Raw genomic sequence first — 12,280 nt, 5'->3', positions numbered from 1 at the left:
GTGCGTCCCGGACGGTCAGGGGCCGTTGCGGCCGTTCCGGCCGCCGTCGTTGCCGCCGCCGTTGTTCCCGCCGATGAAGCCGGGCGGGATGGTGATGCCGCCGATGGGGTCGGCGTCGGAGTCCTCGTTGCCGCCGCCGTTGTTGTCGCCACGGCCCTTGTCCTTCTCCTTCTCCTTGGCGCGCGGCACCGAGATCGGGTTGAAGGAAGGGGTCTCCGAGGCGCTCAGCGCGCCGGTCATCGCCGTCTTCCAGATGGGACCGGGGAGACAGCCGCCGCAGACCTTGTCGTAGTACTGGCCACCGATGGTGATGTTGTACATCGGCACCTTCTTGCCGACGTCCGCACCCACCCACACGGCCGTGGACAGGTTCGGCGTGTAACCGACGAACCAGGCGTCCACGCGGTCGTTGGTGGTACCGGTCTTGCCCGCGTTGTCGCGGTCCATCAGGCCCGCCTGGGTGCCGGTTCCGTCCTCCACGACGCCCTTGAGCATCTGGTTGATGGTGTCGGCCGTCTTCTCGCTCATCGCCCGCGAGCACGAGGACTTGGGCACGTCGACCTTCTTGCCGTTCGCGTCCTTGATGGCCTCGATGGCGATCGGCGTGCAGAAGGTGCCGCGGTTGGCGAACGCCGCGTACGTGGAGGCCATGCCGAGCGGGGTGCTCTCCGTGCCGCCCAGGGTGATCGAGGGGTGGTTGTCCGAGAGGGGCTTGCCGTCACCGCGCTCGTAGCCGAGCTTCTTCGCCATGGTGACCGTCTCGCAGAGTCCGGCCTGCTGCTCCAGCTTGGCGAAGTAGGTGTTGATCGACTTGCCGAGCGCGCTCGTCATGTCGTAGGCGCCCTTCTCGGACTCCAGCTCGTTCTGGAGGTCCCAGTTCCCGCTTCCGACGGGCGAACCCGCGCAGTTGCGGTAGGAGTTCATGGGCACCGAGATCTTCCAGTCGGAGCTGTAGCTCTGCGCCGGGTCGATGCCCTTCTCCAGTGCCGCCGCGGCCGTGATCGGCTTGAACGTCGAACCGACCTGGAAGCCGTAGGTGCTGCCGCCCAGCTCGTTGCTGACGGCGAGGTTGAGCACCGTCTCGTGCTGGGTCTGGTCGAGGCCGTACGGGCGGGACTGGCCCATCGAGAGGATCTTGCCGGTGCCGGGCTCGACCTGGACCACCGACGCGGCGACCTTGTCGTCCTTGTTGACCTTCGACGTCGCCGCCTCGTTGGCCGCCTGCTGGGCGCGCGGCGACAAGGTGGTCCTGATGGTCAGGCCGCCGAGGTTCCACAGCTTGGTCCGGTCCTCCGCGGTCTTCCCGAAGGCGGTGTCGGACAGGATGGTCTTGCGCACGTAGTCGCAGAAGAACCCGGCGCCGCTGACGGCCGTGATGCAGCCGTTCTTCGGCTTGCTGACCTTCAGCTTGATGGGGGTGGCGATGGCCTTGTCGGCCTCGCCCTGGGAGATGCTGCCGACGGCGGCCATGCGCGTCAGCACGGTGTTGCGGCGCTTGGTCGCCTCCTCCGCGTCGTTGACCGGGTCGTAGCGGGTCGGCGACTGCACGAGGCCGGCCAGCATGGCGGCCTCCTCCAGCTTCAGGTCCTTGGCGTGCTTGGAGAAGTAGCGCTGCGACGCCGCCTCGACGCCGTAGGCCTGCTGCCCGAAGAAGGTGATGTTGAGGTAGTTCTCCAGGATCTTCTTCTTGCCGAGTTCTTCCTCGACCTGGATCGCGTACTTCAGCTCCCGGACCTTGCGGCCGATGGTCTGCTGGGTGGCTTCGGCGACCTTCTCCGGGTCGTCGCCCGCCTCCTCGACGAAGACGTTCTTCACGTACTGCTGGGTGAGGGTCGAGGCACCCTGCGCGGCGCCGCCCTCCTGCACGTTGCGGTTCATCGCGCGCAGGATGCCCTTGAGGTCGATCGCGCCGTGCTCGTAGAAGCGCGAGTCCTCGATCGCGACGATCGCGTCCTGCATGTACGGCGAGATGTTCTTGAGCGGGACGACGGTGCGGTCACGCGAGTAGACCGTGGCGATCGCGCCGCCCTCGTTGTCCAGGATCGTGGTCCGCTGGCTCAGCGGCGGGGTCTTGAGGTTGGAGGGGATCTCGTCGAATCCCTCGACCGTTCCCTTGGCCGCGAGCCCGAGTGCGCCGGCGGCCGGCAGCGCGATGCCCGCCAGCACAGCTCCGGAGAGCGCGGCGACACCGAGGAACTTGGCGGCCTGCTGGGTCGTCGTCAGACCCCCGCCTGAGCGCTTCTTTGGCATGGGGGCAGCCTACGTTCTCATTCGCCGGACACACGTACAGGCCTTGGCCTAAGCTGCTCTCAACTGTCACAGCAGTCCGATTGTGTATCAACCCCTCTGCAGGGCTCTCAGCGGAATTCAGCCAAGCGTCAAGGCGTTCCCGAATTCGCCTTGTACGTCATTGAATGTCCGTTGCGTATGGGGGTTTTCATCCCGATCCAGTCGGGTCGGTCAGTTATGTCCCTGCGTCACTCCTCTGGGTGATCTGCCGCGTACGCATAGTCCGTTCGGGCCATTCAAGATTGGGCCCGAAGGGGGTGTTGTGCTGTCGCCACCTTCCGTAACGTCCTCAACTGGCAGCGGTGAATATGCCGCTACCGCCGTGGGGGAGCCTCGATTCGGGAGAGGACGGCGCCGGCATGGGCTGGGTAACCGACTGGAGTGCGCAGGCAGCCTGCCGCACTACCGATCCGGATGAATTGTTCGTACAAGGGGCAGCGCAGAACAGGGCCAAGGCGGTGTGCACCGGATGCCCGGTGCGTACCGAGTGCCTGGCCGACGCGCTGGACAATCGCGTCGAGTTCGGCGTGTGGGGCGGGATGACGGAGCGGGAACGCCGCGCGCTGCTGCGCCGACGGCCCACCGTGACGTCCTGGCGTCGCCTGCTGGAGACCGCGCGGAGTGAGTACGAGCGGTCCACGGGCATGCTGCCCGCAGCGGTGGGGCTGGACGACGGTCTGCACGACGACGAGCTGCACGAGAGGTTCGCCGCCGTGGGGTGATGCCTGGTGGGCAGCCTGTGGGGAGGCCCCCGAGCGCCACTACGCGGCTCAGGCCTGGGCGGAGCCGGTCGCCAGCAGCTCTCCGACGGCCCTGAGGCCCGAGAGGTCGTGCACGTCACCGGGCAGCGCGGCCACCTCGGTCACAGGGACCTCGGGGTGGTGCGCGGTGAACCGGTCGCGCGTGTGCTGCTCACGCGCCACGACCTGCATCCGCTCGGCGTGCAGTCGCAGCAGGCCCGCGGTCAGCTGCTCGACGGACACGTCCGCGGACGTCTCGTCCGCGACGGACGCGACATCGGTGTCCGCCTCCGTCTGTGTCGGCGGCACGGAAAGGTTGGCCGACTTACGGCCACTGCTGTGCGGCTCTGGGCTGCGCGACGTCCGGTCGTGCGAGGGCGGCTCCTGCTGGGGCGGCTCGGGTGCGGGGTCGTTGCTGCGCTCGGGGGAGAGGCGCGACTCCGGGGCTTCGGGAGAGGTGGCGGCCACCGGGTCCGCCGGGTCACCAAGGCCAGCCTTCCCTGCGGTCTGATCCACAATGCCGACGGCTTCAAGATTTTCTGCTGCCGCCAGCGCCCGCTCCTCGGAGAGCCTCGCCGCCTCACTGCCGTGCACCCGGTTGAGGACCAGGCCGGCGAGCGGCATCTCCTCGGCGGCCAGCCGCTCCACGAAGTACGCCGCCTCGCGCAGCGCGTCCCGTTCCGGCGTCGCCACCACGAGGAACGCCGTACCGGGCGCCTGCAGCAGCTTGTACGTGGCGTCGGCCCGGGTACGGAATCCGCCGAACATGGAGTCCATGGCCGCGACGAAGGTCTGCACGTCACGAAGGAACTGACCGCCGAGCAGCTTCCCGAGCGTCCCCGTCATCATCGACATGCCGACGTTGAGGAACTTCATCCCTGCCCGTCCGCCGATCTTCGCCGGTGCGATCAGCAGTCGGATGAACTTTCCGTCCAGGAAGGAGCCGAGACGTTTCGGCGCGTCCAGGAAGTCCAGCGCGGAGCGGGACGGAGGGGTGTCCACGACGATCAGGTCCCATTCGTCCCGGGCCCGCAGCTGCCCGAGCTTCTCCATCGCCATGTACTCCTGCGTGCCCGCGAACCCGGCCGACAGCGACTGGTAGAAGGGGTTCTCCAGGATCGCGCGGGCCCGCTCGGCATCCGTGTGCGCCTCGACGGTCTCGTCGAAGGTGCGCTTCATGTCGAGCATCATGGCGTGCAGCTCGCCCTCGCCCTCGATGCCCTCGACCCGGCGCGGGACGTTGTCCAGCCGGTCGATGCCCATGGACTGGGCGAGCCGGCGGGCCGGGTCGATGGTGAGGACGACGACCTTGCGGCCCCGCTCGGCCGCCCGCACCCCGAGTGCGGCCGCGGTCGTGGTCTTGCCCACGCCACCGGAACCGCAGCACACGACGATGCGGATGCCGGGGTCGTCCAGGAGCGCGTCCGTCTCCAGCCCCGGCATGACGTCCGTGATCGGTGTCATGACCCCACCACCCCTCCTGCGGAGCCGCGCCGGTTCCCGCCTCCGGGCGTCTGCCCCGCCGCGTCCGCGCTCTCGTCGCCGACCCCTTGTTTGCGGAACTCCTCCGCCAGCTCGTTCAGTGCCGCCGGAGTCACTCCCTCGCTGATCAGGGGGAGCTCGGCCAGGGGCAGCCCGAGTCCCGCCAGCACCGCGCGCTGCTCGCGTTCCAGGCCGACCCGCTGGGCGTGCTCGGCGGCCTGCTCCACGAGCGGTCGGACCAGCGCCGCGGAACCCTTGACCCCGGCCCGGGTGAGCGTCTTCGCGATCTCCTTGCGGCGGCCCCCCGAAGCGGTGCGCAGCGCGTCCTCGTCCAGCAGGTGGGGCCGGACCATGTTCACCACGACCCGGCCCACGGGCAGTTCGGCGGCCCGCAGCTCGGCGATGCCGTCGGCGGTCTCCTGGACCGGCATCTCCTCCAGGAGCGTCACCAGGTGGACCGCGGTCTCGGGGGACTTGAGCACGCGCATCACGGCCTGCGCCTGATTGTGTATCGGGCCGATCCGGGCCAGTCCCGCAACCTCGTCGTTCACGTTGAGGAAGCGGGTGATGCGGCCGGTGGGGGGTGCGTCCATGATCACGTAGTCGTAGACGAACCTTCCCTGCTTGTCCTTGCGGCGCACGGCCTCGCACGCCTTGCCGGTGAGCAGGACGTCCCGGACGCCCGGTGCGATGGTGGTCGCGAAGTCGATCGCGCCGAGCTTCTTCAGCGCCCGGCCCGCGCTGCCCAGCTTGTAGAACATCTGCAGGTAGTCCAGGAGGGCGCGCTCGGCGTCGATCGCCAGCGCGTGGACCTCGCCGCCGCCGGGGGCCACGGCGATCCTGCGTTCCTCGTAGGGGAGGGCATCGGACTCGAAGAGCTGGGCGATGCCCTGCCTGCCCTCGACCTCGACGAGGAGCGTGCGCCTGCCCTCGGTCGCGAGGGCGAGCGCGAGTGCGGCGGCGACCGTGGTCTTACCGGTCCCGCCCTTGCCGCTGACGACCTGGAACCTGCTCACGCCTTCGAGCCTAACCAGTCGGCGGGCAGCCTACGCACGAGGCCGTGTGTGCCAGGCATTACAGTCGGCTCCATGACCAAGTGGGAATACGCGACCGTGCCCCTTCTCGTGCACGCGACCAAGCAGATTCTGGACACCTGGGGCGAGGACGGCTGGGAGCTGGTCCAGGTCGTTCCCGGCCCGAACAACCCCGAGCAGCTCGTGGCCTACCTGAAGCGGGTGAAGCCGTAGTGGCGGGCGCCGTCGAGGCGAAGCTCGCCGAGCTCGGCCTGACGCTCCCGGACGTCGTACCGCCGCTGGCCTCCTACCAGCCGGCCGTGCGGTCCGGGGTGTACGTATACACCTCGGGCCAGCTCCCGATGGTGGACGGCAAACTCGCGGTGACCGGCAAGGTCGGCGCCGAGGTCACGGCGGACGAGGCCAAGGAGCTCGCCAAGACCTGTGCGCTGAACGCACTGGCGGCGGTGAAGTCCGTCGCCGGTGACCTGGACCGGATCGCCCGGGTCGTGAAGGTGGTGGGCTTCGTCGCCTCCGCCTCGGACTTCACCGGGCAGCCGGGGGTCGTCAACGGCGCCAGCGAGCTGCTGGGGGCGGTCCTGGGCGACAAGGGCGTGCACGCCCGCAGCGCCGTGGGCGTCGCGGTGCTGCCGCTGGACGCCCCGGTGGAGGTCGAGGTCCAGGTGGAGCTCGTCGACGCCTGATCCCGTACGTCCCTGATCCCGCCCGGTCCCGCGACCGGGCGGGATTTTGTATGTACGGGGCAGGCATCGAGTCGGGGACCCCTCGAACATCGGCTCGGTTCCGGATAGCCTCCGGCCATGCCCAACGGTCAGTGGTACCCACCGGAATGGCCGGCCCGGATCCGGGCCCTCGACAGCGGCGAGCTGACGGCCGTGACCCCCAGGCGCGCGGCCACGGTGATGCTGCTGCGGGACGACCCCTCGGAGCCGGGAGCCGTCGGCCCTTGTGTCCACATGCTGCGCCGGCGGACCTCCATGGCTTTTGCCGGGGGCGCGTACGCCTATCCGGGTGGCGGGGTGGACCCGCGGGACGACGACCACCTCGTGGGCTGGGCGGGGCCGTCCCTGGAGATCTGGGCCGACCGTCTGGGGGTCGCCACGCCCGCGGAGGCGCAGGCCGTCGTCTGCGCGGCGGTCCGTGAGACGTACGAGGAGGCGGGCGTCCTGCTCGCCGGGCCGAGCGCCGACACCGTCGTGAGCGACACCACGGGTGCGGACTGGGAGGCCGACCGGGAGGCGCTCGTCGCCCGGGATCTGTCCTTCGCCGGGTTCCTGGACCGCCGTGGCCTGGTGCTGCGCTCCGACCTGCTGGCCGCGTGGGCACGCTGGATCACTCCGGCGTTCGAACCGCGGCGCTACGACACCTGGTTCTTCGTGGCCGTGCTCCCGGAGGGACAGCGCACCCGGAACGTGTCCACCGAGGCGGACCGGACGGTGTGGATCCGGCCCGGCGACGCCGCCGACGGCTACGACCGGGGCGAACTGCTGATGATGCCGCCCACCGTGGCCACCCTGCGGGCGCTGAGGCCGTACGGGACGGCTTCAAAGGCGCTGGAGGCGGCGGATTCCCAGAGCCTCGTCCCCGTGCTGGCTGAGGCCCGTATGGAGGGCGACGAACTGGTGCTGAGCTGGCCCGGGCACGACGAGTTCACCAAGCACGTCCCCGCGGCCGGTGGCTCCACCGCTCCCGCCGCGGACGACGGCACGGACGGGAGCCCCGCATGAGCGACGCGGCCGCACTGCCCGGGCAGCCCCGCGGCGAGGTCCTCTCCGGGCCCGCCACCGCCCGTACGGTCAACGTCCTGGCGCCGAACGCCTCGGCGATGACGCTGGACGGCACGAACACCTGGATCGTCGCGGAACCGGGCTCCGACCTCGCGGTCGTGATCGACCCGGGGCCGCTCGACGAGTCACATCTGCGGGCCGTCGTCGAGACCGTGGAGAAGGCGGGCCGGCGCGTCGGGCTCACGCTGCTCACCCATGGGCACCCCGACCACGCGGAGGGCGCCTCCCGCTTCGCCGAACTCACGCGGACGAAGGTGCGGGCCCTGGACGTGGCACTGCGCCTGGGCGACGAGGGGCTCACGGCAGGCGACGTGATCACCACCGGCGGGCTCGAACTCCGGGTGGTCCCCACGCCGGGGCACACCGCGGACTCGCTCTCCTTCCATCTGCCCGCCGACCGGGCCGTGCTGACGGGCGACACGATCCTCGGGCGCGGCACCACGGTCGTCGCCCACCCGGACGGCCGCCTCGGCGACTACCTGGACACCCTGCGGCGGCTGCGTTCGCTGACGGTCGACGACGGGGTGCACACGGTGCTCCCGGGCCACGGGCCGGTGCTGGAGGACGCACAGGGCGCTGTCGAGTTCTACCTCGCCCACCGCGCCCACCGCCTGGCCCAGGTCGAGACGGCCGTGGAGGCGGGTCACCGGACCCCCGCCGAGGTCGTGGCGGCGGTGTACGCGGATGTCGACCGTTCCCTCCGGCCTGCGGCGGAGCTCTCGGTACGGGCGCAGATGGAGTACCTGACCGAACACGGCCTGATCTGATCCGGCCCGGCGGCCGTGCGCACGCGAAAGGCCCCACCGGGCGGTGGGGCCTTTTCGACGGCTGAGCCTGTCGGCGGCCGGTCACGGCCGCACGGCGGCCGCTCGCACGGTGCCGGTCAGCGGGAGCGCTTCGCCAGTCGCTCCACGTCCAGCAGGATCACGGCGCGGGCCTCGAGCCGCAGCCAGCCGCGGCCGGCGAAGTCCGCGAGCGCCTTGTTGACCGTCTCACGGGAGGCGCCGACCAACTGGGCCAGCTCTTCCTGGGTCAGGTCGTGCACGACGTGGATGCCCTCCTCCGACTGCACACCGAAGCGGCGCGACAGGTCGAGGAGCGCGCGGGCGACGCGTCCCGGCACATCGGAGAAGACCAGGTCGGACATCTGGTCGTTCGTCTTGCGCAGGCGCCGGGCGACGGCGCGCAGCAGGGCGGTGGCCACCTCGGGTCGCGCGTTCAGCCACGGCTGGAGGTCTCCGTGGCCGAGCCCGAGGAGCTTGACCTCGGTGAGCGCGGTCGCGGTCGCGGTGCGCGGGCCCGGGTCGAAGAGCGACAGCTCCCCGATCAGCTCGCCGGGGCCGAGTACGGCCAGCATGTTCTCCCGCCCGTCGGGGGACGTGCGGTGGAGCTTCACCTTGCCCTCGGTGACCACGTACAGGCGGTCGCCCGGGTCCCCCTCGTGGAACAACGCGTCGCCGCGTGCGAGGGTCACCTCACTCATCGAGGCGCGGAGCTCCGCGGCCTGCTCGTCATCGAGCGCCGCGAAAAGCGGGGCGCGCCGCAGAACGTCGTCCACGAGTTCTCTCCTTGTCGGCCTGTTCAGGGAAGCGTCGTTTCCATGATGCCGGACGGTAAAACAGTGCGATCGATCACAAACCAGTTTGACGCACGGGCGTGCCGGACCCTACGGCAGGGGGCCGATCGGGCGTGGACGCATGGTGACCGGGGCGGATGTCAGCCCCTGGCTCTAGGCTGGCCGGGTGTCCGGAACGCCGGTGAGAGCGCAGGCCGAGGGGGCTGATGGGGTGTCGGGAGACAGGGATTCCGCTGTGGGCGAACAGGGTGCACGGAGTAAGGAAAAAGCCGCAAAGCGCGCGACAGGCGCGGCGGCGGGAAATGCGGCGGCCGGGCCCGGGAAGAGGTCCGGCGCACCCGCGAAGCGGCCGGCCAAGCCTGCGAAGCAGGAGTCGCACCTCGCGATGGTCCGTCGCGCCCGGAGGATCAACCGCGAGCTCGCCGAGGTCTACCCGTACGCCCACCCCGAGCTGGATTTCCGCAATCCCTTCGAGCTTCTGGTGGCCACGGTCCTCTCCGCCCAGACCACCGACCTGAGGGTCAACCAGACCACCCCGGCGCTCTTCGCGGCCTATCCGACACCCGAGGACATGGCCGCCGCCGTCCCCGAGAAGCTCGAGGAGATCATTCGGCCCACCGGCTTCTTCCGGGCCAAGGCGCGGTCCCTCATAGGGCTGTCCGCCGCACTGAGGGACGATTTCGGCGGGGAGGTCCCCGGCCGGCTGGCCGATCTCGTGAAGCTGCCGGGTGTGGGGCGCAAGACGGCCAACGTCGTCCTCGGCAACGCGTTCGGCGTGCCCGGCATCACGGTCGACACCCACTTCGGCCGCTTGGTCCGGCGCTGGAAGTGGACCGAGCAGGAGGATCCGGAGAAGGTCGAGGCCGAGATCGCCGCGATCTTCCCGAAGAGCGAGTGGACGATGCTCTCCCACCGCGTCGTCTTCCACGGCCGCCGCATCTGCCACTCCCGCAAGCCGGCCTGCGGAGCCTGCCCGATCGCCGGCCTCTGCCCGGCCTACGGGGAGGGGGAGACCGATCCCGAGAAGGCGAAGAAGCTCCTGAAGTACGAGATGGGCGGCCGGCCTGGGCAGCGCCTGAGCCCGCCCCCGGACTACCCGGGCAGCCCCGCACCGCCCCTGGGAGCCGGGTGAAGGGCCGGCCGCGCGGAACGAAATCGCCGACGACAGGCGTTGGAACGACGGGGGTGCCCATGACGCACGTACAGAGCACACGGGCCGCGAGGGACGCGGCGGGCAGCGGGACGGGCGAGCCCCACGACGGCGCGCTCACCGTCACCGCCCACGGCCTGCCCGGCTGGCTCGAGCCCGTTGCCAGGGCCTCGCGGACCGTGAAGGCGCAGCAGCTCAGCCGTTTCCTGCCGCCCGAGAGCGGGGCCGGACGGCAGTCCGCCGTCCTGATCCTCTTCGGCGAGGGTGAGCGCGGCCCCGAGCTGCTCCTCATGGAGCGTTCCGGTTCCCTCCGCTCCCACGCCGGCCAGCCGTCCTTCCCCGGAGGCTCCCTCGACCCCGAGGACGGCGACCACATGACCACCGGACCGCTCAGGGCCGCCCTGCGGGAGGCCGAGGAGGAGACGGGACTCGATCCGAGCGGTGTCCAGCTCTTCGGGGTGCTGCCCCGGCTCTACATCCCGGTGAGCGGCTTCGTCGTCACTCCCGTCCTGGGCTGGTGGCGGACGCCGAGCCCGGTGGGCGCCGTCGACCCCGCCGAGACGGCCCGGGTCTTCACCGCCTCCGTGGCGGATCTCACGGATCCGGCCAACCGTGTCACGGTCGTCCACCCGAGCGGCCATCCAGGTCCCGCGTTCCTGGTCGAATCCGCGCTGGTCTGGGGATTCACAGCCGGTGTGATCGACAGGATTGTGCACTACGCCGGGTGGGAACGCCCCTGGGACAGGACCAGGCAGGTGCCGCTCGACTGGCGCGCATGACAGGCTGACTCCCGTGCTGCGCTGTTCCGGGCCTGGCCCGGACCCCGTCGAACCGGACGGGCCAGGTGACGAATCTGCGAGGCTATAGACGGTGAACGTGCTGGACATCCTGCTGCTCGTCGGCGCCGTGTGGTTCGCGGTCATCGGGTACCGCCAGGGCTTCGTCGTCGGCATCCTGTCCGTGATCGGGTTCGTGGGCGGTGGCCTCGTGGCCGTCTACCTGCTGCCGACCATCTGGGACAAGGCGACCGACGGATCAGAAGTCTCCTCGACCGCCGCCATCGTCGCGGTCGTGATCGTGATCGTGTGCGCCTCCGTGGGGCAGGCGTTCACCACCCACCTCGGCAACAAGCTCCGCCGGTACATCACGTGGTCGCCGGCGCGCGCGCTGGACGCCACGGGCGGCTCCTTGGTCAACGTGGTGGCCATGCTCCTGGTGGCGTGGCTGATCGGATCGGCGCTGGCGGGGACGTCGCTGCCGACGCTGGGCAAGGAGGTCCGGAGTTCCTCCGTCCTGCTCGGGGTGTCCCGGGTGATGCCCGCTCAGGCTTCCAACTGGTTCACGGACTTCTCCTCCGTCCTCGCCCAGAACGGCTTCCCGCAGGTCTTCAGCCCCTTCGCCAACGAGCCCATCACCGAGGTCGAGCCGCCGGATCCGGCGCTGGCCGGAAGCCCCGTCGCCGCCCGCGCCAAGAAGTCCATCGTCAAGGTGGTCGGGATGGCCCCCGGCTGCGGCAAGGTCCTCGAAGGGACCGGTTTCGTCTTCTCCGACCGCCGGGTGATGACCAACGCCCATGTGGTCGGCGGCGTCGACGAACCCACGGTCCAGATCGGTGGCGAGGGCCGGCTGTACGACGCCAAGGTCGTCCTCTACGACTGGCAGCGGGACATCGCCGTGCTGGACGTCCCGGACCTGGACGCCCAGCCGCTGCGCTTCACCGACGCGGACAAGGACGCGGGGAGCGGCGACAGCGCCATCGTCGCGGGCTTCCCGGAGAACGGTGCCTACGACGTGCGATCCGCGCGTATCCGGGGCCGCATCGATGCCAACGGCCCGGACATCTACCACCGGGGCACCGTGCGGCGCGACGTGTACTCGCTGTTCGCGACCGTCCGGCAGGGCAACTCCGGCGGCCCGCTGCTCACTCCGGACGGGAAGGTGTACGGAGTGGTGTTCGCCAAGTCGCTCGACGATCCGGACACGGGTTACGCGCTGACGGCCGACGAGATCCGCGAGGACATCGAACTGGGCAGGGCCTCCGCGCAGGAGGTCGACAGCCAGGGGTGCGCGCTCTGACGCCTTGCGTCCGGACGCTCGCCGAGGGCGCCGTCCGGACGCCGCCGACCCGTGGCCCGCGCAGGGCGGCCCCGGGTGGCTGAGGCCGTCAGCCGGACGCGACCGTCACGAGCCGGCCACTGTCATGCGGAGTGGCCGGCCGGCGC

The 12,280-nt window shown here is 70.5% G+C and carries 12 protein-coding genes; 8 read left to right on the top strand and 4 right to left on the bottom strand.

Annotation, left to right across the window (positions count from 1 at the left end):
• Positions 1–15: 15 nt before the first annotated feature.
• Complete coding sequence (locus tag IA22_RS0106190) at positions 16–2,250, bottom strand: transglycosylase domain-containing protein (protein WP_030122956.1); 2,235 nt, start codon at positions 2,248–2,250, stop codon at positions 16–18.
• A 398-nt stretch (positions 2,251–2,648) separates the two neighbouring features.
• Here IA22_RS0106190 and IA22_RS0106185 point away from each other — a divergent pair, with 398 nt between their 5' ends.
• Positions 2,649–3,011 carry a WhiB family transcriptional regulator gene (locus IA22_RS0106185; RefSeq protein ID WP_030122955.1) on the top strand — a complete coding sequence of 121 codons (363 nt, stop codon included), beginning with the start codon at positions 2,649–2,651 and terminating at the stop codon, positions 3,009–3,011.
• Positions 3,012–3,059: 48 nt separating this feature from the next.
• Here IA22_RS0106185 and bagB read toward each other — a convergent pair whose 3' ends face one another.
• Both bagB and bagA read right to left on the bottom strand, forming a co-directional pair.
• The gene (gene bagB, locus IA22_RS0106180; RefSeq protein WP_030122954.1) at positions 3,060–4,493 is read right to left on the bottom strand and encodes an ATPase BagB; all 1,434 of its coding nucleotides are present in this window, start codon (positions 4,491–4,493) and stop codon (positions 3,060–3,062) included.
• Positions 4,490–5,527, bottom strand: a complete 1,038-nt coding sequence (gene bagA, locus IA22_RS0106175; protein WP_014155445.1) for an ATPase BagA — start codon at positions 5,525–5,527, stop codon at positions 4,490–4,492. The genes bagB and bagA overlap by 4 nt, the downstream gene beginning before the upstream one ends.
• Before the next feature lie 72 nt (positions 5,528–5,599).
• Here bagA and IA22_RS36375 point away from each other — a divergent pair, with 72 nt between their 5' ends.
• The 4 genes from IA22_RS36375 (at position 5,600) to IA22_RS0106155 (ending at position 8,099) form a co-directional block, all read left to right on the top strand.
• Entirely contained in the window at positions 5,600–5,758 is a 159-nt protein-coding gene (locus tag IA22_RS36375) for a Sp36 family protein (RefSeq protein ID WP_014155446.1), read from the top strand.
• Positions 5,758–6,228, top strand: coding sequence for a RidA family protein (locus tag IA22_RS0106165; RefSeq protein WP_014155447.1), 471 nt, complete (start codon positions 5,758–5,760; stop codon positions 6,226–6,228). The genes IA22_RS36375 and IA22_RS0106165 overlap by 1 nt, the downstream gene beginning before the upstream one ends.
• Positions 6,229–6,345: 117 nt before the next feature.
• On the top strand, positions 6,346–7,272 hold the full coding sequence (locus IA22_RS0106160; protein ID WP_030122953.1) for an NUDIX hydrolase: 927 nt from the start codon (positions 6,346–6,348) through the stop codon (positions 7,270–7,272).
• Positions 7,269–8,099, top strand: a complete 831-nt coding sequence (locus tag IA22_RS0106155) for an MBL fold metallo-hydrolase (protein ID WP_014155449.1) — start codon at positions 7,269–7,271, stop codon at positions 8,097–8,099. The genes IA22_RS0106160 and IA22_RS0106155 overlap by 4 nt, the downstream gene beginning before the upstream one ends.
• Positions 8,100–8,215: 116 nt before the next feature.
• On the opposite strand, the gene IA22_RS0106150 is transcribed toward IA22_RS0106155, so the two are convergent.
• A complete protein-coding gene (locus tag IA22_RS0106150) occupies positions 8,216–8,890 on the bottom strand; it encodes a Crp/Fnr family transcriptional regulator (RefSeq protein WP_014046869.1) in 675 nt (224 codons plus the stop codon).
• A 253-nt stretch (positions 8,891–9,143) separates the two neighbouring features.
• On the opposite strand from IA22_RS0106150, the gene nth reads away from it, so the two are divergent.
• The 3 genes from nth (at position 9,144) to IA22_RS0106135 (ending at position 12,134) form a co-directional block, all read left to right on the top strand.
• Positions 9,144–10,040, top strand: coding sequence for an endonuclease III (gene nth / locus IA22_RS0106145; RefSeq protein WP_030122952.1), 897 nt, complete (start codon positions 9,144–9,146; stop codon positions 10,038–10,040).
• 59 nt (positions 10,041–10,099) lie between these two features.
• Positions 10,100–10,837: an NUDIX hydrolase gene (locus tag IA22_RS0106140; protein WP_014155451.1), complete on the top strand. Its 738-nt coding sequence runs from the start codon at positions 10,100–10,102 to the stop codon at positions 10,835–10,837.
• A 91-nt stretch (positions 10,838–10,928) separates the two neighbouring features.
• Positions 10,929–12,134, top strand: coding sequence for a MarP family serine protease (locus IA22_RS0106135; RefSeq protein ID WP_015577751.1), 1,206 nt, complete (start codon positions 10,929–10,931; stop codon positions 12,132–12,134).
• The last annotated feature ends 146 nt before the right edge of the window (positions 12,135–12,280 follow it).

It is taken from the genome of Kitasatospora papulosa, from assembly GCF_000717245.1.
In the GTDB taxonomy this organism is placed as follows: Bacteria; Actinomycetota; Actinomycetes; order Streptomycetales; family Streptomycetaceae; genus Streptomyces; species Streptomyces papulosus.
This window is presented reverse-complemented; position numbering and strand designations above follow the sequence as displayed.